Here is a 23,326-nt window from a genome sequence, read left to right as displayed (position 1 = left end):
AGAGCAGGGGGATTGTTGCAATGCGCGCTTCCAAAGTCGCCGTGGTCGGCGCGGGCTATGTCGGATTGACCACCGCCGTGTGCCTCGCCTCACTGGGTCATCGTGTCGCCTGCGCGGATGTCGACCCGCGGAAGGTGGCCGCGCTGGGGCGCGGCAGGGCGACCATCCAAGAGCCGGGTCTGACCGAGTTGCTCAGGGAAGGACTGGAGTCCGGCCGGCTGGAGTTCACTCTCGGCGCGAGCGCCGCGGCCGCCGAGGCGGACATCGTGTTTCTGTGCGTGCCGACGCCGATGAGCGCCAGTGGAGCGGCAGACCTCAAGGCGCTGGAGTCCGTCGTGGCCGAGCTGCGGGACGTGCTGCCGCCGAAGTGCGTCGTGGTCAACAAGTCGACGGTTCCGGTCGGTACGGCGGTCCGTGTCGCCGGCCTGCTCGATCGTGAGGACGTGTCGGTCGTGTCCAACCCGGAGTTCCTGCGTGAGGGCTCCGCCATCTACGACTTCCTGAACCCAGACCGGATCGTGGTCGGCTCGGCCGATCACGATCGGATCGGTGCCGAGCGGGTCGCCAAGCTGTACGCGAAGGTCGCCGCGCCCGTTCTGGTGACCGACTCCGCGAGCTCCGAGATGATCAAGTACGCGTCGAACTGCTACCTGGCGACCCGTTTGTCGTTCGTGAACACGATCGCCGAGCTGTGCGAGTACCTCGACGCGGACATCGACGACGTGACCAGGGGCATGGGCTACGACGCCCGGATCGGGAGCGCGTTCCTGCGGCCCGGACCGGGCTGGGGCGGTTCCTGCTTCCCGAAGGACTCCGTCGCGCTGCAGCGGACCGCGGAGTCCGTCGGCAGCGAGTTCCTGGTGCTGCGGGCCGCCATCGAGGCCAACCACAGGCATCAGGCGCTGGTGGTGGACAAGGTGCGCAAGGCGGTCGGCGGTGACCTGGCGGGCGCCAGGATCGCGCTGTTCGGATTGACGTTCAAGGCGGGGACGGACGACCTGCGGGACTCGCCCGCGCTGGCGATCGCCGGGCTGCTGGCGGACGAAGGCGCGGAGCTCGTCGGCTACGACCCCTGCGTCCACAGCGCGGTGGCGGGGCTCACGGACCGGGTGCGGATCGCCGGAACCGCCTATCACGCGGCGCAGGGTGCGGAGGCGATCGTCCTGCTGACGGAGTGGCCGGAGTTTCGCGCCCTCGACTGGCCGCGGATCGCCGACCGGGTCGGTGGCCGAGCCGTCATCGACACCCGGAACCACCTCGACCGGCTCGTCCTGCGCCGCGCGGGCCTGTCCTATCAGGGCATCGGCCGTCCGGCAGTGCGGGACGACCGCCGGACACCCGTGCCGCCGATGGCGGCGTGATCCGAAGTCCGGGCTGAGCCCCGTCCGGGCGATCGGTGACGTGGTCCGCGCGTCACCCGTCGCCCGGCCGGGGTTCGCCGGTGTCTCCAGCCGACGTGAACAGGAAGTCCGATGACGACACGAGCTGGTTCGTGGTCCGCGCTCCTACCGCTGTGCCTTGGCTTCTTCATGGTCATGCTGGACATGTCCGTCGTGAACATCGCGGTGCCGTCGATGGTGCGGGATCTTGGCGCCGACCTGAACGCGGTGATCTGGGTGACCAGCGTGTTCCTGCTCGCCTATGCCATCCCGATGCTGTCCGCCAGCAGGCTGGGCGACCGGGTCGGGCCGAAACGCGTCTTCGTCGCCGGGCTCGTGGTGTTCACCGGGGCGTCGCTGTGGTGCGGGCTGTCCGGCGACGTGGAGATGCTGATCGCCGCCCGTGCGGTGCAGGGTCTCGGCGCCGCGCTGATGACACCGCAGACGACGGCGTTCATCACGCATCTCTTCCCGCCGGCTGAACGCGGCCCGGCGGTGGGCGCCTGGGGCAGTGTCGCGGGCGCCGCGATGATCACCGGTCCGGTGCTCGGCGGCGTGCTCGTCGACCGGCTCGGCTGGGAATGGATCTTCTTCGTGAACGTGCCGATCGGACTGGTCGCGCTGGTGCTGGCCGTTCTCCTCGTCCCGGACTGGCAACCGCGCAACGCTCGCCGGTTCGATGTTCCCGGCATGCTGCTCTCCGGCGCCGGCATGTTCTGCCTGGTGTTTGGTGTCCAAAATGGACAGAAGTACGACTGGGGCACTGTCGGCGCGGGCATCGGGATCTTCGACATCATCGCCACAGGTGTGTTGCTGCTGGGTTGCTTCGTGTGGTGGCAACGAGTGAACCGCCGCGCGCCGCTGCTTCCCTTGCGGATCTTCAGCAACCGCACGTTCTCCGCGGGCGCCTCGTCCGCGGTGGTCATCGGGTTCGTGATGACCAGCATGCCGTTCCTGCTGGTCATCTACATCCAATCGGTGCTCGGACTGTCCCCGACCGCTGCCGGTCTGCTCATCGCGCCGATGGCGCTGCTGTCCGGTACCGCCGCGCCGTTCGTCGGCCGGATGTCAGACCGGATGAACCCCAAGTACCTGGTGATGTTCGGGATGTTCGCGCTGTCCGCGGGCCTCGGCGTCATCGCGCTGGTGATCACACCGGCGAGCGCGCCGGCGATGCTGATCCCCGGGCTGTTGCTGTGCGGTCTCGGCGTCGGGTTCGTCTTCTCCCCGTTGAGCAACGTGACCATCAGCTCGGTCGACCGCACGCTGGTCGGCAGTGCGTCGGGCATCTTCAACACCGCCAGGCAGGTCGGTGGGGTGCTCGGCAGCGCGGCGGTCGGCGTGCTGCTGCAGATGCAGATCAGCGCGTCGACGGTCCGCAGGGCGAACGAGGCCGCCCTCGCGTTGCCCGCCGAGTTCCGCCCACGACTCGTCAGCGCCTTTGCCGACGCGGCGGGCGGCGCCACTCCCGCGCTCCCGGCGGACCTGCCACCGGAGATCGCCGACCAGGCGCGGCATCTCGTCGCTCACGTCATCCAGAACGGGCTGACGGACGCGGTCAAGATCTCCTTGCTGCTGCCGATCGGCGTGCTGGCGTTCGGGCTGCTGGTCGCGGCGGCTCTGCGCCCGTCGCCCGTCGCCGCTGACTCCGGGCCACGCAGCTAGGCCGTGCGCACTCGACTGAGAGCGGCGATCTGCTGGGTGTGCACCGGAAGGTGGTTCCCGGCGAGCCCGTTGATCAGGTCGGCGAGCGGCAGCGGCTGGTCCACCAGAAGCTGGTCGCCGGACATCAGGAACGTCGGCACCAGCACTGCCGCGGTCTGCTCGCTGAGCTGGTCGGCGAGGTCGCAGAACACGGCCGCCTGGCTGCGGACGTGGGCGATCAGGTCAGCCCGGCCGGAGTGCTCGGCGATGATCCGGTCCAGGTTCCAGCTGTCGAGGCAGATCCGGTTGTCGAACGTGGGGCGTGCGCCGGAGACGACGCCGAGCGCGACTGCCGCGGTCGCCGCGTCGACGCTGAGCACGTGGGCGAGCACCTGGTCGGCGTTCCAGCCTCCGTCGGCCGCAACGCCTCGGTCGGGGGCTGCCGCCGCGTCGAGGAACTGCTCGTAGGCACTGCGCAATGCGGTCGTTTTCATGCAACCAATGGTTGCACGTTGCGAGTTCAGTTGCAACCAGTTGGTTGCACAACGGTTGACAAGATCGCTACGATCGTTTCAGTGTTGACCGAAGGGGATCACCTGTGAGCGTCGGACGAGAGACCCGGCTGTCCGCCTGGATCGAGCGGTTCGCGGCCCACTTCGCCGAGGAGGGCATCCCGCTGATCGGCGGCCGCATCCTCGGCTACCTGCTGGTCTGCCAGCCGGTCGAGCGCACCGCCGCCGAGTTGTCGCAGGAGCTCGAGGCCAGCAGCGGCTCGATCAGCACGAACCTGAAGTACCTGGTCAACGTCGGCCTGGTGACCAAGAGGACGCGGCGCGGCCGGCAGGCGGCCGAGTACCGGATCAACGAGAAGGCCTGGACCGACTTCATCCAGCGCAAGCTCAACGCGATCGCCAGCGTCCAGACGCTGACCGACGACGGCATGCGGCTGCTCAGCGGCGATCCGGAACGCGCGATGCGGCTGCGGACCGTCGACCACCTCTACGGTTGGCTCTCAGCGGAACTACCCGCTTTGTGGGAGCGCAGGCCCGCGTCGCCCAAGTAGCGTGGGTGCATGTGGCACCCCTACCGCGATGACGTCGAGTACTACGAGGAGCGGGCGCGCGGTCTGCTCGCCTCCGCGTGGGACGGCGTGCCCGGTGCGTTGGAAGTCTTCGGCGATGTGCCGCTGACGGACGAGGGGGCGCACATCGTGCTCGCCCAGGCCCACGGTTGTCAGGACTGGAAGGCGCTCAAGGCCAACATCCGCAAGCCGCGCCCGTTCGCCCGCGCCCACCAGGCCATCGAGCTGCAACACCCCGATGAGCTGAAGGCGATCATCACGCGCGACCCGTGGCTCGTGAAAGCCAGTGGTACCAACGGGAACGACCTGCTCGGGCTGTCCGCGGCCAAGTGCGACGAGCGGCTGGTCAAGGTGCTGCTCGACGACGGCGCGGACATCAACCACCAGAACGTGCACGGCTGGACCGCGTTGCACCAGGCGGCCTACGCGAACCTCCCCTCGTTGGCCCGGTTGCTGCTCGACCGCGGCGCTCGTACGGACCTGGAGGCGCGTGGCGAGGGCGGCACCCCGCTCACCGTCGCGTTGTTCTGGGGCAACAGGGAAGTCGCGGAACTGCTCGGGGTCAATCCGCCGAACCTGCGCGTCGCGGCCGGCCTCGGCAACCTGGACCTGGCGACCGAACCGGAGGCCGGGCGCGGCTATTACCGCCCGCACAGCGGTTTCCCGCGCTGGTGGCCGACGAACGACCCGCAGGAAGTGCTCGACGAGGCGCTGTCGTGGGCCGCGCGGAACGACCGCGTCGAGGTGTTCGGTGACCTGCTCAAGCGGGGCGCCAGGATCGACGCGGACGTCTACCGGGGCACGGCGCTGGCGTGGGCGGCGTGGTGCGGGCTGGAGAACGCGACTCGGGCGCTGTTGGACCTGGGCGCGAATCCCAACCAGCGCACAGGTTTTGGCGGCCCGATGCACGGCGAGGGCGTGACGGCGTTGCACCTCGCGGCCGAGCGCGGGCACCTGGCGATCATCCGGATGCTGCTCGACGCGGGGGCGGACCGGACCATCCAGGACGTGAACTTCGAGGCGACGCCCGCCAACTGGGCCGGGCACAACTCCCAGGAGGACGCTCAGGCCTTGCTGAGCGCCTGATCCTCAGCGGGCAGTTCAACCTCGTGCGTGCGCTCGCGGCTGGACGTCCACAGCGACGCGGTGGCCACGACGACCGCACCAGCGCCGAGAACGTGCAGCGACACGAGCACCTCGGGCACCCCGGTCCAGTACTGGACCACGCCGAGCGCGCCCTGCGCGACCACCACGCCGATCAGCGTCCAGTACTGGCGGTTGCGGACGAAGAAGCCCATCGCGATGAGCATGCCGAGGAACAGGAACAGCAGGTCCGCGTGGATCTGCGCGAGCGTCGGCACCGGCACCGCGAGCCGCGGCGTCTTCGAGTCGCCCGCGTGCGGGCCGGCCGCGGTGACGAACGTGCCCGCGATCAGCAGCAGGTACATCACGACCGCCATGACGACCTGAAGCCCGCGCGCTCCGGCCGGGACGAGCCAGCGCGCCGGTCCGTCGCCTTCGCTGAGCGAGCGAAGCAGCAGCACGGCGAACCACACCAGCACCATCGAGACCATGAAGTGGACGGAGACGCTCCACCACACCAGTCCGAGGCGGACGGTCGCGCCACCGATCACGGCCTGCGCGAGCACACCGCCGACCTGGATGGCCGCGAGCGTGATGACCCTGCGCCGGCGTGGCTTGTTGAGCCAGGCGGCGACGAGGCACAGGCCGGTGATGATGCCGATGACGCCGAACAGCGTCCGGTTGCCGAACTCGACCCACTGGTGCAGCGCGGCGACGTCCGGGTGCTCGACCGGCACGATGCTGCCCTCGACGCACTCCGGCCACGTCGGGCAGCCGAGCCCGGAGCCGGTGACGCGCACGATCGACCCGGTGACCGCGATACCGCCCTGCGCGATGATGGCGGCAATCGCGAGGGCGCGTTGCAACGGAACGATGAAAGCGGTCAATCGGGACACGCGAACGATGGTATGCCCGGTCAGGTGAGACGAGTCGTCCGGGTGGCCAGTGCCCCGGCCACAACGCCCCAGGCCACGAGCACTGCGACGGGGCCCACACCAGGAGCAGTGCCGTGGACCACAGAAGTTTCCAGCGCCTGCGCGAGAGCAGCCGACGGCAACAGGTGCACGAACCCGACCGGGACACTCAAAGCCACGCCACCGACCATCAGCAGCACGAACCAGATGATGTTCGCCAGCGCCAGCACGATCTCCGCGCGCAACGCACCACCCAGCAGCACGCCGAGCGCGCCGAACGTCAGAGTGCCCAGGACGATCAGCAGCACGACCCACGGCAGACCCGAGAGCGGAAAGCGCCAGCCCAGGATCAACGCCGTGACCGCCAGCAGAGCGATCTGGATCGCGACCACGACCAGCGCGCCGCAGACCCGTCCGGCCACGAGCAACCAACGGGGCAGCGCGGAGGCCGAAAGCCGCTTCAGCACGCCATAACGCCGGTCGAACCCGAGAGCGATCGCCTGCCCGGTGAACGCGGAAGAGATGATCGCCAGCGCGAAGATCCGCGCGGCAGCGGAACCCACGCGAGGCTCCGGCATCGGGATCACCGACATCAAGCTGAGAGCGACCAGCAACGCCAACGGGATGATCACCGTCAGCAGGATCTGCTCGCCGTTGCGCAACGTCAGCATCGCCTCGGTGCGGGCGTGCACGAAGAGCATCCGAGGCAGAGAGCCGCGGCCGGGCGCCGGCTTGAACGTGCCGGGAGCGAAGGTGGTCACGAACGCAGCTCCCTGCCGGTCAGCTCCAGGAAAACGTCTTCGAGGCTGCGCTTGGCCACGGTCAGCTCCTCGGCCAGCACACCCTGCTGCGCGCACCACGACGTGACGGTCGAGACGACCTGCGGGTCGATCAGACCCTCCACGACGTAGGCGCCCCGCGTCGCCTCGCGCACCTTCAGCCCCTCGGGCAGTGCGGCGGACAGCAGCGACGTGTCGAGCCCCGGCCGGGCGCGGAACCGCAGCTGCTGGTCGTCCGCGCGGTTCGCGGTCAGCTCGGCGGGCGAGCCCTGCGCGACGACCCGGCCCTGGTCGATGATCACGACGTTGTCGGCCAACGCCTCGGCCTCGTCCATGAGGTGCGTCGTCAGCAGCACAGTCACACCGTCCTCGCGAAGAGCACTCACGAGGTCCCACACCAGATGCCGCGCCTGCGGGTCCATGCCCGCGGTCGGCTCGTCCAGGAACACGAGTTCTGGCCGGCCGATCAACGCGCAGGCCAACGAGAGCCGCTGCTGCTGGCCGCCGGAAAGCCGCTTGTACGGAGTCCGCACGACACCGGACAGTCCGAGGACTTCGATCAGCCACTTCGGATCCAACGGGTGCGCGGCGCACGCCGCCACGAGGTTCAGCATCTCCAGCGCGCGGATGCCGGGATATCCGCCACCGCCCTGCGGCATCACGCCGATGCGGGGCCGCAGAGCTTCGGCTCCCGGCGCGAGGCCGAGCACGCGCACCGTGCCGTCGTCGGCCGAGCGGAAGCCCTCGCAGATCTCGACGGTCGTCGTCTTGCCCGCGCCGTTGGGCCCGAGCAGGGCGAGCACGGTGCCGGGAAGCTGAACGAGGTCGAGGCCGTCGACGGCGGTCTTCGAGCCGTACCGCTTGACCAGCCCCGACACTTCCACCGCAGGCTGGGGATTCGGGCTCACGGACGGTCAGCCTAGGCGGTCGCGGCAATCCGCCAGAAGGCAGGGCTCGACGCCGTTTTCTGAAGGACGGCTGAAAAAGGTGGGGCTGGCCCTACCCCGGGACCTCAGGGACACCTCAGGGTTTGCTCGGGGGAGTTCCCCATTGGTTGATCAACGAGATCACAAGAGACTTTTGACGTGCTCAAGACGGGGGCTAACAGACGGGGACTGGTGGTCGGGGGACTGGTGTTCTCACTGGTTCCGATTTTCTACCTGCATGTCGTGTCGGCAGGGCAGCTGAACCCGATCACCGACGTGATCAGCGACTACGTGTTCGTGGACAACGGCACCGGCTGGCTCGCGGCGACGTCACTTAGCCTCGCCGCCGTTTCGATGTTGCTCGCTGTCAACCTGAGAGGTGTAGGCAGGTCAGCGCAGTGGCTGATCGGCATCTGGGCGGCAGGGCTGACCGTGTCGACGATCTTCCCGACCGACCCGACGGGGGCGCCGACATCCATGTCGGGCTACATCCACCGGTACGCCGGCGCGGTGATGTTCGTGGCGTTGCCCGCCGCGGGTGTGCTCATCGCCAGGAAATTTCCGGCTCTGCTCGGTATCGCATTAACGGCGAGTGTCTCGAGTGCGGCTTTTATGGTCAGTCACGTTTCGTTCGCCGGATTCGAGGCGCGCGGCCTGACCGAACGCGTTTTGTTCGTGGCCCTTTACGGACTTCTCTTCGCCATCGCGGCCCTACAGGTTAGGCGCACGACATGACTCTGCTCGCCATCACGCTCGCCGTGCTGGGCGCCGTGAGCTTCGCGCTCGCGGCCCGCCTGCAGCACGACGCGGTCGCCGAGACCGGGGCACGGGTCAGCGTCCTGCGGCAGCCGCGCTGGCTCGGCGGCCTGGCCCTGCTCATCGCCGGTGCCGGGGTGCACGCGGCCGCGCTCGGCATGGCGCCGCTCACGGTCGTCCAGCCGATCGGCGTGCTCGCGATCGGGATGACCGCACTGATGGACCGCCGTTTCCGCGAGTTGCCGGCGATCCTGATCACAACCCTCGGCGTCGGTGCGTTCGTGTTCCTCGCCTCTGGCAGTGCGACCGCCACTCAGGTCGCGCCGGATGCCGAACTCACCGCCGGTTTCGTGGTTCTCGGCGCGATCGCGGTGCCTGGGGTGGTAGCCGCTCTCACGACGAACGCGCGCACTCGCGCCGTGGCGTTCGCATCGGCTGGTGGTGTCGCGTACGGGTACGTGTCCGTGCTGATGCGCGCCGTCTCGCAGTCGGTGCAGCAGGGCGGGTTCGGACTGAGCCACGTCGCGTCCGTGCTCGGCATCGCCCTCTCGCTCGCCGTCGGTGGCTGGCTGGTCCAGCACGCCTACGCCGGCGGGCCTCCTCATCTCGCCGTCGCCTGCCTGACCGTGGTGGATCCGCTGGTCGCGGTCGGCATCGGTGCCTTCCTGCTCGGCGAGGCCGCGCACCTGTCCGTGTGGACCGGTGTCGCGCTGATCGCCTGCGCGCTCGCCGCAGCCAGCGGTGTGTTCGCCCTCGCTCGTCAACCTCGTGTCTCTACTCGATCGGAGCTTCCCGTGAACACCTCCAGCGCGCTGCGCGTCGTCATCGCCGCCGACACGTTCCCGCCGGACGTCAACGGAGCCGCACGGTTCGCCCAGCGCCTCGCCATCGGCCTCGCGTCCCGCGGGCACGACGTCCACGTCATCGCCCCGGACTCGCCGAAGGCCACCGAGATCGACGGGGTGACGGTGCACCGGCTGCGCTCGCACCGGCTGCCGTTCTACCCGGACTTCCGGTTCTGCCTGCCGTGGCAGGCTTCCCGCGAGGCCGACGAGCTGATCAAGTCGTTGAACCCGGACGTGGTGCACGTCCAAGCGCACTTCGTGGTGGGCCGGTTCGTCCTGAACTCCGCCGTCGCTCAGGGCATTCCCACGCTCGCCACGAACCACTTCATGCCGGAGAACCTGTTCAGCCACGCGCACGTGCCGGCGTTCCTGCAGGGCATGGCCCGCAAGTTCGCCTACCGCGACCTGGCGCGGGTGTTCGGCAGGGCCGACGTCGTCACCGCGCCGACGCCGCGCGCCGTGCAGTTGTTGCACGAGAGCGGTTTCCCGGAACGCGCGGTGCCGGTGTCGTGCGGCATCGACATCGCCCGCTACCAGCGTTCGGTGACGCACAACGACCGTCCCACGGCGTTGTTCGTCGGCCGGTTGGACGAGGAGAAGCGCGTCGACGAGTTCCTGCGCGCCCTGGCCCGCGTACCCGGCGCGTTCGGTGAGATCGTCGGTGACGGCACCTGCCGCGCCGAGTGGGAGCTGCTGGCCCGCGACCTCGAGATCACCGACCGCGTGAAGTTCCACGGCTTCGTGTCCGAGGACGACCTGCTCGACGCCTACGCCCGTGCCGACCTGTTCGTCATGCCCGGTGTCGCCGAGCTGCAGAGCCTCGCGACGATGGAGGCGATGGCCGCGGGCAAGCCGGTGATCGCCGCGAACGCCATGGCGCTGCCGCACCTCGTGCACCCCGGCCGCAACGGCTGGCTGTTCGAGCCCGGCGACGTCAGCGCGCTGGCCCAGCGCCTGCACACGCTGGTCCACGACACGCCGATGCGGACGCGCATGGGCGCCGCCAGCAGCGAGATCATCTCGCACCACGCGCTGGCGGCGACCCTGGAGCGCTTCGAGGGCCTCTACGCACGAGCGATGGGCCGCACCGCGCCGATCATCGCACTGGCGGCCTGAGCTTCTGCTCGATCGCCTGCGCGACAACCAGTCCGGTGTGGGAGAGGGTGAGCGTCGAGGGGTGCTCACCCTCTCCCTTCACGAGGAACCGGTACAGCGAGGCGTGGCCCTCCAGCCGTTCGCGCAACATCGCCGGGACGTCGCAGCCGTCCGGGTAGATCGCCGGGATCGCCTCGTTGACGAGCTGGCGGCGGATCCGGCGGCGCTCCACCCGTGGCACGTACCAGGACGTGATCAGCAGCAGCGTCAGGCCGAACGCCAGCGCCGTGCCGATCACCGCCTGCCAGCCCCAGCCCGGCGGACCGATGATCAGCAGAACGTCGGCGAGCGCGAGGTAGCCGATGCCGTAGACCACGGCCCAGCCCGCCGTCGCGGCAGCGGGCGGCTCGGCTCGTTCGGTGCCCCAGACGCCTTCGGCCCGGCGCCAGCGTTGCAGCGACTTGCCACCGGACAAAGCCATGTAGATCCCGAACACTCCACAGAGGACCGAGGTCGGGATCACCAGCCAGGGCCTCGTGTGCAACTCGAACTGCCAGACCGTCCAGACGAGTCCCGCCGCCGTCAGCGCGACCGCTGCCTGCTTCCAGCGGCGCTTGATGATCTGCATCGGCTTGAAGTCGGCCAGCACGGCGAGCGGTGTGCGGATCGGCGCCGGCAGCGAGCCGAGGATCAGGAGTGCCGTGACGACCAGCGCCACGCCGGCCACCGTGACGGTGCCTGTCGTGATCTGCGCACGGTCGTCGGGCAATCGGTCGATCGCTATGGCCGCCAACGGGATCACCGGTGAGAGCAGCACCAGTCCGTGCAGCATCGTGCCGCTTCGCAGTGCCGCGTATCCGAACGCGGCGAGCAGGCTGGCCGCGCCGATCGCCGCACCCGGACCCGCGGCCCACGTCGGCAACAGGCCGAACAACGCCATCACGACCAGCGCGCCACCGACCGCCAAGCCGAGCAACCCCAGGAACTGGGCGAGGTTTCCGCCTCTGGTGAGCCCGGTGATCGTCCAGTACGGCAGCAGTGCCGCACCGCGGACCGATCGGGTGATCGGCCGGACCGCGGCGAGCCCCGACCGTTCGGAGTCGGCGACGGTGACCGCGACGGCCGCGGCGGTGGCGGCGGTGCGGATCATCTGGTCCGACGCGGCCTCCTGGGTGAGCGGCTCGCGGCCGATGCCGGCGCGGTCGAACGCGTTGAGCGCGGCCATGCCCATCGTGACCGTGTGCTCCTGCGGGAACTCCAGCCGCCGCAGCAGATCGGCGTGCTCCTCCAGGAAGAGCTCACCCCGTGACCGCTTGTCCGCGCCGTCACCGCGGTCGGCGATGATCGCGGCCCTGAGCCGGGGCAGCTCCTCGCAGATGATCCGCCAGTGCAGGCCCCACGCGGCCAGTTCGGCGAGCTTCATCGACGACGGCGAGAGCTCGTGCTCCGCCTCGTAGATGCCCTGCAGCTCCTTCTTGGCCTCCTCCGCGCAGTTCGCGACCTGGATGGGCAGCTCGACCCCGAACATGGTCTCGAGGACGCTGTCGACGACGGCTTCCGCGCGTTCCTGCGGCGTGCGCTGGTCGCCTTCCGGCCGGCCGAGCTGGTCCATCCTGCGCAACCGGCGCGGGTCGAACAGCACGCGGCACAGCATCGTGGCGCCGTCCAACCGGCCCCAGATCCAGTCGTTGACCCGCCAGGACCGCTTGAGGAACCCGGAGAACCTCGACAGCGACGCCCCGCCGGCCTTGTCGTCGGCCGTGAGTGACTGCTGGGCGAACGCGTTGCGCGTCTGCAGCGACACCTGCACCAGCTCGACTGCCGTGTCCAGCCCGGTGGAGGCGTCGTCGGACAGGCAGGTGCCGGCGATTTCGAGCGCGAGCAGGCGGCTGAGGTGGCGTTCGCCGTCGCTCAGCCCGGCCTCCTGTTCGGTCGGTTCCTGGCCGAGCAGCGCCTGCCAGCAGCCGAGCCCGCCGAGCCGGAGCCGGCGCTCGTCGAGGCCTCCGAGCACCTGCTGGGCCGTGCCGACGATCCGGCCGATCTCCGCGACCTGCGCCTTGACCTCCAGGCCGAGGTGTCCGTCGATCATGTGCTCGTGGTAGCTCGCGAGCCGGCCGGTCCAGTACTCCTGGCCGAGCGAGTCGGACGGCTTCCACGCGAACAGCTCGGTCCGGAGCCTGCGCAGTTCCGCGCGCACGTGGTGGAGCTCGCGCCGGACGCCGGCGATCTGGTCCGCGCTGCCGTCCGGTGCGACCCACACGAGCCGCTTGAGCAGGTCGAGTGCCGACGCGCCAAGGCGTTCGGCCATCGTGATGCCCCACTCCCAGCCCACACCCTCGCGGCACGCGGTGTCCGGCAGCTTCACCCCTGGCACGTACGGCAGCACGCCGTGCTGCTTCTTCCACTTGCGCTGCGCGGACTCCGCGGCCCGGCGCGCCCGTTCGAACGACCAGTTGGCCGGGTTTCCCTTGGGCAGCGCGAACTGCTGGGCGGTGAGCTGCCGTGCGGCCAGCCGGATCTCGACGTCCTCGTAGTGGCCGAAGAGCTTGTCCGCCAACGAGTACACCTCGTCGACGACGTTCTCGTCGTTGGTGTGCAAGCGTTCCAGGAGTGCCATCCGGCCGCCCCTGCTGCTGGCCGCGCGCCGGTTGTGCTCCTCGATCTTCTCGACGTACGTGCGGTTGGCCTGGCTGGACATCGCGCCCAGCAGCTTGCCGCCGGAGCTGACCGTCGTGAGGCCCTTGTCGATCATGTCTGCTTGTGGCTCGGAGCCGAGCGGTTCGGCGTGCGGGAACACCAGCAGCATCACCCGGCGCACGGGCCCGTCCGCCGGCATCCGGTCGATGGCCTCCAGGGCTTCTTTGGTCGGGGTGTTGACCAGCACACCACCGTCGACCGCGAACCGGCTCCGGTCGCCGCCGTTGGCCCAGCTCGCGACGTCGGCCATGTCGGGCCGGTCCGGCGTGGCCTGCCCGCCGACGGGGATGAAGCTCGGCTCGAACGCGAACGGGAAGCTGGCGCTGCTGCGTGCGGCCAGGGCCAGCTGCCGGACGCGGTCGTTCAGCGTCTCCGGCTTGAAGTCGTCCCTGGTCTCCTCGCTGACCCAGGTGTAGGGGTCGCGGCGGAACGAGAACGAGCCCTGGTGCACCGACTGCGTGAGCGGCTGGCCCAGGTCGTCGTAGGTGACGGCCGGGACGCCGCCGAGCAGCGTGGTGGTGATGCGCAGGTCGATGGGCCGCTGGTCGGGCTCGGTGGGCTCGAAGTCCGCGGTCAGCCGGGCCAGAGCCTCCTGAAGCCTCGGCAGGAAGAACTCGTCGCCCTGGAGCAGGCTGGCCGGCTGGCCCCGGAACGGCGTTCTGAGCAGCTGCTCCATCCGGCCCTGCTCAGCCCACAGGTCCCGCAGCCGGCTCAGGTCGGCCCGCTTGTTGACCTGCGACAACGCCAGCGCGGCCCCGTTGATGCCGCCCGCCGACGTACCCGCGATGACGTCGGCCCGCGCGGTGCAGCCGACCAGGTCCAGCAGCGGCTGGTAGGTGCTTCCCGGCCTGGTCAGCCGGTCCAGCTCCAGCACGACACCGCCCATCCAGACGGCCAGGCTCACGCCGCCGTTGAGCACAACGGCGAACCGGACCTCTTCGCGCGACATGGGTTGCTCCGTCATACGCGCATCACCCCCTCCGGCTTCGATCTTCCCCTGTACAGGTACTCGTCCGCCGAAGGGATGTGGTTACTGACCCGATCGACCCATCAGCCGTTCGTAGAAGTCGTTCCACCGATCGGCGGTCGGTCCGAGGCGTTCGAGCATCTCCGCGACGGTAGGGGAGGGGTGCGGGATCGACTTGCGGATGTAGTTGACCAGGTGCAATGCCACCAGCTCGGCGTCGTGGTCCGCGTGCTCGCGGGCGAACACGCGTTCGGCGTCGTCCAGCTCGAACCGCGGCGACGTGGCCAGCCCGAAGTCGGCGAGGTAGACCCGTTCGCCGTCGGACCGGATGTTGCCGAAGTGGACGTCGAGGTGCAGCAGGTCTCGCGACCGCAGCGCTGCCACGATCTCCACGAGCTGCCGTTCCACCTCTGGCAGGCGTCCCGGGGTGAGCCACTCGCGCAACGCCAGCGGGATGTGCTCGAAGAACAGCACCAGGCTGTGCGTCGCTGCGGCCAGCTCGGTGAACCTGGCCCTGATCTGCGGCGACCCGCCCAACCGTGCGGCCGCGGCGTCGACGTCCAGGAACTCGGCGGTGACCGGCGCCCGGCCAGGCAGCACCCGGAAGTGGTGCAGCAGCGGGAAACCGGCGGTGCCCGCCACGAGCTGGTTCGCCGCCAGCTCACGCCACGCGGAGAAGCCCGGCGACCCGATCCCGTACTGGCACACCACCGGCAGGTCGAACAGGTTCGCGGTGGAGAACGGCCGCGCGAGCTCGCGATCGGTCAGCGGCACCCGCTTGGCGAACACCGGAACGCCGTCGACGTCCAGCAGCACCGGCCCGCCGCCGGCTCCCGAACCCAGCGCCTTCCCGCGCTCCAGCAGCGCCGAGAGTTCGGAGTCGGATTGCTGCGAGAACCAGTCCCTCACGCAGCGGGGTCGGACTTGAGGAACGGCCCGACCCGCTTCCGCGCGATCAGCACGCACACCGCGAACGTGATCACCGCACCCGCAACGGCCTGAGGCACCGTGTACGCGCGCCCGTCGAACGCGGACCCGGTCGGCGGCAGGATCACCGCGATGATCGCCGACGTCACCGCGGCGAAGAGGCGGAACTTCTGCCCGACGACGGCGGTGGCCAGCGGAAGCGCCGCCCACAGCACGTACCAGGGCTGCAGCACCGGCCCGAGCACGAGGATCGCGCCGAGCGACGCGCCGAGGCCGTTCATGGCCTTGATCCGGCCCTTGAAGCTGCGCCACAGCAGGAGCACCGTGATCACGAGGGACACGCCCTGACCGAGCAGGCGGGTCACCGCGATCATCGCCTCGGTGTGGTTGCCGAGCCCGAGCATGATGCCGGTGCCGGCACCGAGGAAGCCCAGCGCCGTCGGCGGCGACATCCACGACTTCACCGTCCCGGCGACGTCCAGGGTCGAGATCCACCCGAAGCCGAACCCGGTGCCGAGGCAGATCACCACCACCCCGACCGCGGCTATCGCGGTCATGATCCCGGCCACCAGCAACAGATGTTTGAACTGACCGCCGAGCTTGCGCGCCACCAGCACGCCCAAGAATCCGAGTGCGGCCATCGCGGGGATCTTCACCATCGCGCCGCACACGATGATCGCGGCGCCCCCGGTGATCCAGGTCCACTTCAACGGTTCCAGCCCGCGCATCGCGAGCTCGAACCCGACCAGCATCAGGCCCAGCGCCAGCCCGTCGTTGTGCACGCCGATGACGATGTGGAACAGCACCAGCGGGTTCAGCGCACCCAGCCACAACGCGCCGACCGGCGGCACGCCGAACCGGGCGGCCAGTCGCGGCAGCGCCCACACGATCATCGCGAGACCGCACAGCACCAGCAGCCGGTGCAGGAACACGCCCGAGACCACGTGGTCCCCGGTGAGCATCGCCAGCAGCCGGCCGGCGGCGAGGAACAGCGGGCCGTACGGGGCAGGGGTCTCGCGCCAGATGTTCGGCACACCGCGCGTGAGGATGTGGTCGACGCCCAACGCCGTCGCGGGCCCGAGCTCGTACGGGTCCTGGCCGCGCGCCGCGATCTCGCTCTGCGCCAAGTACGAGTAGACGTCCCGCGAGAACATCGGGACGCAGAAGACCAGCGGCACGGTCCACATCAGCAGCGTGCGGTCCATCTGGCTGCGCGAGACCAGGCGCGCGCGTCCCGGCCGCACGAACCGGCCCAGCGCCAGCCAGGCCGAGACGATCATGAAGATGCCGGTCCAGACGACCCCCATCGCGACTGAAGGCATCCGCGAGAAAAGTCCGAGGACAGGCACGCCGTAGAGCGGTGAGTAGATGGGTGCGGCACCGCCACCGAGCGACCCGATGGTCAGAAGCAGCGCGCCGATCGTGCCCCAGCGACGAACGATGTCCAGCTGACGACGCTCTCGACCGTTCAAGAGGTCGCTCTCCGGAGTCACGGCTCCGCCGTTGGTGGGCATGCGAGCAGGGTATCCAGCCACGTTCAGCCGTGAGTCAGGTCACCCTGTGACCGCGATCTTTGCGACCTCCGGCTAAATACGCAACACTGGTGTTGTGAAAAACGCCGAGACCCACCTTGACGCCGTGCAACAGCACGACGGCAAGACTCGGCGTGCCGTCGCCAGGCTCCTGTTGGAGCAGGGTCCGGTCACCGCGGCGGCTGTCGCCGAGGAACTGGGCATCAGCCCCACGGCCGTGCGCCGTCACATCGACGCACTGCTCGCGGACGGCGAGGCACTCACGAGGGACGCACCCCGCCAGACCCAACGCGGTCGTGGCCGTCCCGCGAAGCTCTTCCTGCTCACTGACGCCGGACGCGCCCGGTTCGGCCACGCATACGACGACCTCGCGGTCGCCGCGATCAGGTTCCTCGCCGAGACAGGTGGCGAGGGAGCGGTCAAGGCGTTCGCGCAGAGCCGTGTCGACGCGCTCGTGGACCGGCACCGTGCAGCGATCGTGGCCCAGGCCACACCCGCTGACCGGGCCAAGGCCCTTGCGACCGCGCTGACCAGGGAGGGCTACGCTGCGTCGGCACGTCACGTCGGGGTGGGCGAGCAGTTGTGCCAGCACCACTGCCCGGTAGCCCACGTGGCGGCTGAGTTCCCTCAGCTGTGCGAGACCGAGACGGAAGCTTTCGCGGCTCTCCTCGGTTCACACGTACAGCGCCTCGCGACGATCGCAAGCGGCCATGCCGTCTGCACGACGCACATCCCGAACGTTCAACCCAGCTCTGCCGGCCTGGCCGGAAAGCACAGCCCAGATGATGGAGGGGAGCCCGCATGACTGCCGCTGCCGAGCAGCGCACGCCCACCACGGTGCAGTCTCCGCTCACGCAGGAAGAGACCATCGCGTCTCTCGGCAACTACGAGTTCGGCTGGGCCGACTCGGACGTCGCCGGCGCGAGCGCCCGCCGAGGCCTCAGCGAGGATGTCGTCCGCGACATCTCGGCGAAGAAGGACGAGCCCGAGTGGATGCTCGAGTACCGGTTGAAGGCGCTCAAGCTCTTCGACCTCAAGCCGATGCCGAACTGGGGCGCCGACCTCTCTGGGATCGACTTCGACTCGATCAAGTACTTCGTGCGGTCCACCGAGAAGCAGGCCCAGAGCTGGGAAGACCTGCCCGAGGACATCAAGAACACCTACGACCGGCTGGGCATCCCCGAGGCGGAGAAGCAGCGCCTCGTCGCCGGTGTCGCCGCCCAGTACGAGTCCGAGGTGGTCTACCACCAGATCCGCGAGGACCTGGAGCAGCAGGGCGTCATCTTCCTCGACACCGACACGGGCCTGAAGGAGCACCCGGAGCTCTTCAAGGAGTACTTCGGCTCCGTCATCCCGGCCGGTGACAACAAGTTCTCCGCGCTGAACTCCGCGACCTGGTCCGGCGGCTCGTTCATCTACGTGCCGAAGGGTGTCCACGTCGACATCCCGCTGCAGGCCTACTTCCGGATCAACACCGAGAACATGGGCCAGTTCGAGCGCACGCTGATCATCGTCGACGAGGGTGCCTACGTGCACTACGTCGAGGGCTGCACCGCGCCGATCTACTCGTCCGACTCGCTGCACTCGGCCGTCGTCGAGATCATCGTGAAGAAGGGCGGCCGCTGCCGCTACACGACGATCCAGAACTGGTCGAACAACGTCTACAACCTGGTCACCAAGCGCGCCAAGGCCGAAGAGGGCGCGACCATGGAGTGGATCGACGGCAACATCGGTTCCAAGGTGACCATGAAGTACCCGGCCGTCTTCCTGATGGGCGAGCACGCCAAGGGCGAGGTCCTCTCGATCGCGTTCGCGGGCGAGGGCCAGCACCAGGACGCCGGCGCGAAGATGGTCCACCTGGCGCCGCACACCTCTTCGACGATCATCTCGAAGTCGGTGGCGCGTGGCGGTGGCCGCACGTCGTACCGCGGCCTGGTCCAGGTCAACAAGCGGGCGCACCACTCGAAGTCCACGGTGAAGTGCGACGCGCTGCTGGTCGACACCATCAGCCGGTCGGACACCTACCCGTACGTCGACGTCCGCGAGGACGACGTGCAGATGGGCCACGAGGCCACGGTCTCGAAGGTCTCCGAGGACCAGCTGTTCTACCTGATGTCGCGCGGCCTGAACGAGGACGAGGCCATGGCGATGATCGTGCGCGGGTTCGTCGAGCCCATCGCGCGCGAGCTCCCCATGGAGTACGCCCTCGAGCTCAACCGCCTGATCGAACTGCAGATGGAAGGGGCCGTCGGCTGACATGGCCGCCCTGTCGACTCAACCTCACTCCCACGGTGCTGTCGTTCCGGTCACCTCGCGCGCCGAGCACTTCACGTCCTACGACGTGAACGCGTTCGAGGTGCCGGGCGGTCGTGAGGAGATCTGGCGTTTCACGCCTCTCAAGCGTCTGGCCGGTCTGCACTCCGGCGCTGCGGCAACGGGTTCCGCTGCCGTTGAGGTGAACGCCGCTTCCGGTGTCACCGTCGAGACCGTGGGTCGTGACGACTCGCGGCTCGGCACCGCCGGTGTGCCCGGTGACCGCGTCGCGGCGCAGGCGTACTCGTCGTTCGAGAACGCCACCGTGGTGACGCTGCCCGGTGACGCGAAGTCCGAGCCGACCACCGTCACGGTGACCGGCCCCGGCGCGGGCGCCGTCGCGTACGGCCACATCCAGGTCAAGGCCTCGCAGTTCGCCGAGGGCACCGTGATCCTGGACTTCCGCGGTTCCGGCGCGTACGCGGACAACGTCGAGTTCCTCGTCGCGGACGGCGCGCACCTCACGGTGATCACCATCCACGACTGGGCCGACGACGCCGTGCACGTCTCGCAGCACCACATGAAGCTCGGTCGTGACGCGACCCTGCGGCACACGGTCGTGACCCTGGGCGGCGACGTCGTCCGCGTCACCCCGGTCGTGCAGTACGCGGGCCGCGGCGGCGACGCGGAGCTGTTCGGTCTGTACTTCGCGGACGCGGGACAGCACCAGGAGCACCGGCCGTTCATCGACCACGGGCAGCCGAACTGCCGCAGCAACGTCGTCTACAAGGGCGCGCTGCAGGGCGACGGCGCGCACGCGGTGTGGATCGGCGACGTGCTGATCCGCGTGGCGGCCGAGGGCACCGAGACGTTCGAGCTGAACCGGAACCTGATCCTCACCGATGGTGCGCGTGCCGACTCGGTGCCGAACCTGGAGATCGAGACCGGCGAGATCGAGGGCGCGGGCCACGCCAGCGCCACCGGCCGGTTCGACGACGAGCAGCTGTTCTACCTGCAGGCGCGCGGCATCCCGGAGGAGCAGGCACGCCGTCTCGTCGTGCGCGGCTTCTTCCAGGAGCTGATCGCGAAGATCGCCGTTCCCGAGGTGCGCGAGCGCCTCGAGGCCGCCATCGAGGCAGAGCTCGAGGCGGTCGGGGCGTGATCAAGGTGTGTGCACTGTCCGAACTGGACGACCGCAAGCCGTTCGCCGCCAACGTCGATGATGTCGATGTCGTCCTGGTGCGCAACGGCGAGCGGGTGCACGCGCTGGCCGATCTCTGCTCGCACGCTGCAGTGTCGTTGAGCGAGGGCGAGGTCTCTCGCAAGGGGATCGAGTGCTGGTTGCACGGGTCGTGCTTCGACCTGGAGACCGGCAAGCCCAACTCGCTGCCCGCGACCGAACCGGTCGACGTCTACGCCGTCGACATCCGTGACGGCGACGTGTTCGTCGACGTCACCGTCACCACGAACTGACTTTAAGTACCAGGAGATACAGGTAGTCATGGCCACGCTCGAGATCAAGGACCTGCACGTCTCGGTCGTCAGCGAGGACGCCCCCAAGGAGATCCTCAAGGGCGTCGACCTGACGATCAAGGCGGGCGAGACCCACGCCATCATGGGCCCCAACGGCTCCGGCAAGTCCACGCTGTCCTACGCCATCGCCGGTCACCCGAAGTACACGATCACCTCGGGCACCGTCACGCTCGACGGCGAGGACGTCCTGGAGATGTCCGTCGACGAGCGCGCCCGCGCCGGCCTCTTCCTCGCGATGCAGTACCCCGTCGAGGTGCCCGGCGTCTCGATGTCGAACTTCCTCCGCACCGCCGCCACCGCCGTCCGCGGCGAGGCCCCGAAGCTCCGCACGTGGGTCAAGGAGGTCAAGGGCGCGATGGCCGACCTCGACATCGACCCGGCGTTCGCCGAGCGTTCGGTGAACGAGGGCTTCTCCGGCGGTGAGAAGAAGCGCCACGAGATCCTGCAGCTGGGCCTGCTCCAGCCGAAGGTCGCGATCCTCGACGAGACCGACTCCGGTCTGGACGTCGACGCGCTGCGCGTCGTGTCCGAGGGCGTCAACCGCTACAAGGCTTCGGGCGAGGTCGGCGTCATGCTGATCACGCACTACACCCGGATCCTCAAGTACATCGAGCCCGACTTCGTGCACGTCTTCGCGAACGGCCGGATCGTCGAGTCCGGTGGTCGCGAGCTGGCCGACGTGCTCGAGGCTGAGGGTTACGTGAAGTACACCGGTTCCAAGGAAGCCGCAGCCCTTTCCTGACGTTCGCAGTGTTGAATCATTCTGGGTTTCGAGGAGGCGGCGCTGTGACCACCACCGCAGCACCACTGGATGTAACCGCTCTCCGAGCGGACTTCCCGATCCTGTCTCGCACCGTTCGTGACGGGAAGCGCCTGGTCTACCTGGACTCCGGCGCCACCTCGCAACGCCCGACGCAGGTTTTGGACGCTGAGAAGGCATTCCTGCAGACCGCCAACGCGGCGGTCCACCGGGGTGCCCACCAGCTCGCGGAGGAAGCGACCGACGCGTACGAGGGTGCGCGTCAGCGCATCGCGGACTTCGTCGGCGCCGACTTCGGCGAGCTGGTGTTCACGAAGAACGCCACCGAGGGCTTCAACCTCGTGGCGTACGCGATGGGCAACGCCGCCACCGCAGGCCCCGAGGCCGCGCGGTTCGTGCTCAACCCCGGTGACGAGATCGTCGTGACCGAGATGGAGCACCACGCGAACCTCGTGCCGTGGCAGCAGGTCGCCCAGCGCACCGGCGCGGTCCTGAAGTGGTTCAAGCTGACCCCGGACGGTCGCCTCGACCTGTCCGATGTGGACAGCGTGATCACGCCGCGCACCAAGGTCGTCGCGTTCACGCACCAGTCGAACGTGACCGGTGTGATCAACCCGGTCGACGTGCTCGTCGCCGCGGCGCAGAAGGTCGGCGCGCTGACCGTGCTGGACGCGTGCCAGTCGGTTCCGCACGGTCCGGTGAACTTCCACGAGCTGGGTATCGACTTCGCGTCGTTCTCCGGCCACAAGATGCTCGGCCCGTCCGGCATCGGTGTCCTCTATGGACGTCGCGAGCTGCTGGAAGCGTTGCCTCCCTTCATCACCGGCGGCTCGATGATCGAGCTGGTGAAGATGGAGGGCTCGACGTTCGCACCGCCGCCGCAGCGCTTCGAGGCCGGTTCGCCGATGACGTCCCAGGCCGTGGGTCTGGGTGCCGCGGTGGACTACCTGTCGGTCGTTGGCATGGAACGAATCCACGCCCACGAGCACGCGCTGACCGTTGCCGCGCTGGAAGGTCTTTCGGGCATCAAGGGTGTCCGCCTGATCGGCCCGTCCGACGCGGTCGACCGCGGTGGCGCCGTGCCGTTCGAGATCGAGGGCGTCCACCCGCACGACGCCGGCCAGGTGCTCGACAGCCTGGGCATCGCCGTCCGGGTCGGCCACCACTGCGCGTGGCCGCTGCACCGCTGCCTGAACGCCCAGTCGTCGGTGCGCGCGACGTTCTACCTGTACAACACGCTGGACGAGGTCGACGCACTGGTCGACGGCGTCCGCGAAGCGCAGAAGTTCTTCGGGGTGGCCTGATGCAGCTCCAGCAGATGTACCAGGAGATCATCCTGGACCACTACAAGAACCCGCACGGCCGAGGCCTGCGCTCGCCCTACGACGCGGAGTCGTTCCAGGTCAACCCGACCTGCGGCGACGAGGTGACGCTGCGCGTCCACGTGGTCGACGACGTGGTGCAGGACGTCTCCTACGACGGCCAGGGCTGCTCGATCAGCCAGGCCTCCACGTCGGTGTTGACCGACCTCGTCGTGGGTAAGCCGGTGGGCGAGGCGTTCAAGAAGATGGACGCCTTCGTCGAGCTGATGCAGGGCCGCGGCCAGGTGGAGCCCGACGAGGACGTCCTGGAGGACGGCATCGCCTTCGCCGGCGTCGCGAAGTACCCGGCGCGCGTGAAGTGCGCGCTGCTGGGCTGGATGGCGTTCAAGGACGCAGTAGCACGAAGCCAGGGAGCAGCATGAGCACCGAGTCGGAAGAGGTCGTTCGCGGCGCGGAAGGCATGCCGGTCTTCGAGCCCAAGGCCGATGTCGCCGCACTGGACGACGTGGAAGAGGCGATGCGCGACGTCGTCGACCCAGAGCTCGGCATCAACGTCGTCGACCTGGGCCTCGTCTACGACATCCGCGTCGACGAGGAGAACATCGCCACCATCGACATGACGCTGACGTCCGCGGCCTGTCCGCTGACCGACGTCATCGAGGACCAGACGAAGGCGGCTCTCACCGGTGGCGCCGGCGGCGGCCTGGTGAAGGACTTCCGCATCAACTGGGTGTGGATGCCGCCGTGGGGTCCGGAGAAGATCACCGACGACGGCCGCGAGCAGCTGCGGGCGCTCGGCTTCACCGTCTGATCGGCTCGACCAGGCGCGCACC

At 69.0% G+C, this 23,326-nt stretch carries 21 protein-coding genes; 14 read left to right on the top strand and 7 right to left on the bottom strand.

Going from position 1 to position 23,326, the window contains the following annotated elements; genetic code table 11:
* The first annotated feature begins 20 nt into the window (after positions 1-20).
* Positions 21-1,361, top strand: a complete 1,341-nt coding sequence (locus tag DI276_RS09200) for a UDP-glucose dehydrogenase family protein (RefSeq protein WP_112262865.1) — start codon at positions 21-23, stop codon at positions 1,359-1,361.
* Positions 1,362-1,472: 111 nt separating this feature from the next.
* Positions 1,473-3,044, top strand: coding sequence for a DHA2 family efflux MFS transporter permease subunit (locus DI276_RS09195; protein WP_112262864.1), 1,572 nt, complete (start codon positions 1,473-1,475; stop codon positions 3,042-3,044).
* On the opposite strand, the gene DI276_RS09190 is transcribed toward DI276_RS09195, so the two are convergent.
* Entirely contained in the window at positions 3,041-3,517 is a 477-nt protein-coding gene (locus tag DI276_RS09190; RefSeq protein ID WP_157984594.1) for a hypothetical protein, read from the bottom strand. The genes DI276_RS09195 and DI276_RS09190 overlap by 4 nt on opposite strands.
* A 104-nt stretch (positions 3,518-3,621) precedes the next feature.
* Between DI276_RS09190 and DI276_RS09185 the strand changes: the two genes are divergently transcribed.
* Positions 3,622-4,086, top strand: a complete 465-nt coding sequence (locus DI276_RS09185) for a GbsR/MarR family transcriptional regulator (RefSeq protein ID WP_112262862.1) — start codon at positions 3,622-3,624, stop codon at positions 4,084-4,086.
* Positions 4,087-4,095: 9 nt separating this feature from the next.
* Positions 4,096-5,190, top strand: coding sequence for an ankyrin repeat domain-containing protein (locus DI276_RS09180; protein WP_112262861.1), 1,095 nt, complete (start codon positions 4,096-4,098; stop codon positions 5,188-5,190).
* On the opposite strand, the gene DI276_RS09175 is transcribed toward DI276_RS09180, so the two are convergent.
* From DI276_RS09175 to DI276_RS09165, 3 genes are read right to left on the bottom strand one after another with little or no spacing between them, the layout of a single operon-like run.
* Positions 5,169-6,083 carry a COX15/CtaA family protein gene (locus DI276_RS09175; protein WP_232836538.1) on the bottom strand — a complete coding sequence of 305 codons (915 nt, stop codon included), beginning with the start codon at positions 6,081-6,083 and terminating at the stop codon, positions 5,169-5,171. The two genes, DI276_RS09180 and DI276_RS09175, sit on opposite strands and share 22 nt — an antisense overlap.
* A 20-nt stretch (positions 6,084-6,103) precedes the next feature.
* Positions 6,104-6,862: an ABC transporter permease gene (locus tag DI276_RS09170; protein WP_408610512.1), complete on the bottom strand. Its 759-nt coding sequence runs from the start codon at positions 6,860-6,862 to the stop codon at positions 6,104-6,106.
* Positions 6,859-7,788: an ABC transporter ATP-binding protein gene (locus DI276_RS09165; RefSeq protein ID WP_232836537.1), complete on the bottom strand. Its 930-nt coding sequence runs from the start codon at positions 7,786-7,788 to the stop codon at positions 6,859-6,861. The genes DI276_RS09170 and DI276_RS09165 overlap by 4 nt, the downstream gene beginning before the upstream one ends.
* A gap of 177 nt (positions 7,789-7,965) precedes the next feature.
* On the opposite strand from DI276_RS09165, the gene DI276_RS09160 reads away from it, so the two are divergent.
* Complete coding sequence (locus DI276_RS09160) at positions 7,966-8,541, top strand: DUF998 domain-containing protein (protein ID WP_112262859.1); 576 nt, start codon at positions 7,966-7,968, stop codon at positions 8,539-8,541.
* Positions 8,538-10,523: a glycosyltransferase gene (locus tag DI276_RS09155; RefSeq protein WP_112262858.1), complete on the top strand. Its 1,986-nt coding sequence runs from the start codon at positions 8,538-8,540 to the stop codon at positions 10,521-10,523. The genes DI276_RS09160 and DI276_RS09155 overlap by 4 nt, the downstream gene beginning before the upstream one ends.
* On the opposite strand, the gene DI276_RS09150 is transcribed toward DI276_RS09155, so the two are convergent.
* The 3 genes from DI276_RS09150 to mptB form a co-directional block, all read right to left on the bottom strand.
* On the bottom strand, positions 10,504-14,163 hold the full coding sequence (locus DI276_RS09150; protein WP_112262857.1) for a patatin-like protein: 3,660 nt from the start codon (positions 14,161-14,163) through the stop codon (positions 10,504-10,506). The genes DI276_RS09155 and DI276_RS09150 overlap by 20 nt on opposite strands.
* A 66-nt stretch (positions 14,164-14,229) precedes the next feature.
* The gene (locus DI276_RS09145) at positions 14,230-15,075 is read right to left on the bottom strand and encodes a BUD32 family EKC/KEOPS complex subunit (protein ID WP_198680530.1); all 846 of its coding nucleotides are present in this window, start codon (positions 15,073-15,075) and stop codon (positions 14,230-14,232) included.
* Positions 15,072-16,607 carry a polyprenol phosphomannose-dependent alpha 1,6 mannosyltransferase MptB gene (gene mptB / locus DI276_RS09140; RefSeq protein WP_112262856.1) on the bottom strand — a complete coding sequence of 512 codons (1,536 nt, stop codon included), beginning with the start codon at positions 16,605-16,607 and terminating at the stop codon, positions 15,072-15,074. Before mptB ends, DI276_RS09145 begins: the two co-directional genes overlap by 4 nt.
* A 124-nt stretch (positions 16,608-16,731) precedes the next feature.
* On the opposite strand from mptB, the gene DI276_RS09135 reads away from it, so the two are divergent.
* From DI276_RS09135 to DI276_RS09100, 8 genes are read left to right on the top strand one after another with little or no spacing between them, the layout of a single operon-like run.
* On the top strand, positions 16,732-17,430 hold the full coding sequence (locus DI276_RS09135) for a helix-turn-helix transcriptional regulator (RefSeq protein ID WP_232836536.1): 699 nt from the start codon (positions 16,732-16,734) through the stop codon (positions 17,428-17,430).
* On the top strand, positions 17,427-18,881 hold the full coding sequence (gene sufB, locus DI276_RS09130) for a Fe-S cluster assembly protein SufB (protein WP_112262854.1): 1,455 nt from the start codon (positions 17,427-17,429) through the stop codon (positions 18,879-18,881). The genes DI276_RS09135 and sufB overlap by 4 nt, the downstream gene beginning before the upstream one ends.
* Before the next feature lies 1 nt (position 18,882).
* Positions 18,883-20,040: a Fe-S cluster assembly protein SufD gene (gene sufD / locus DI276_RS09125; protein ID WP_112262853.1), complete on the top strand. Its 1,158-nt coding sequence runs from the start codon at positions 18,883-18,885 to the stop codon at positions 20,038-20,040.
* Positions 20,037-20,351: a non-heme iron oxygenase ferredoxin subunit gene (locus tag DI276_RS09120; protein ID WP_112262852.1), complete on the top strand. Its 315-nt coding sequence runs from the start codon at positions 20,037-20,039 to the stop codon at positions 20,349-20,351. Before sufD ends, DI276_RS09120 begins: the two co-directional genes overlap by 4 nt.
* Positions 20,352-20,379: 28 nt before the next feature.
* Positions 20,380-21,153, top strand: a complete 774-nt coding sequence (gene sufC / locus DI276_RS09115; protein WP_112262851.1) for a Fe-S cluster assembly ATPase SufC — start codon at positions 20,380-20,382, stop codon at positions 21,151-21,153.
* Positions 21,154-21,197: 44 nt separating this feature from the next.
* Positions 21,198-22,475, top strand: a complete 1,278-nt coding sequence (locus tag DI276_RS09110; protein ID WP_112262850.1) for a cysteine desulfurase — start codon at positions 21,198-21,200, stop codon at positions 22,473-22,475.
* Positions 22,475-22,915, top strand: coding sequence for a Fe-S cluster assembly sulfur transfer protein SufU (gene sufU / locus DI276_RS09105; protein ID WP_112262849.1), 441 nt, complete (start codon positions 22,475-22,477; stop codon positions 22,913-22,915). The genes DI276_RS09110 and sufU overlap by 1 nt, the downstream gene beginning before the upstream one ends.
* Positions 22,912-23,304: a metal-sulfur cluster assembly factor gene (locus DI276_RS09100; RefSeq protein WP_112262848.1), complete on the top strand. Its 393-nt coding sequence runs from the start codon at positions 22,912-22,914 to the stop codon at positions 23,302-23,304. The genes sufU and DI276_RS09100 overlap by 4 nt, the downstream gene beginning before the upstream one ends.
* Positions 23,305-23,326 lie beyond the last annotated feature (22 nt).

Source organism: Lentzea terrae (assembly GCF_003265345.1).
In the GTDB taxonomy this organism is placed as follows: domain Bacteria; phylum Actinomycetota; class Actinomycetes; order Mycobacteriales; family Pseudonocardiaceae; genus Lentzea; species Lentzea terrae.
This window is presented reverse-complemented; position numbering and strand designations above follow the sequence as displayed.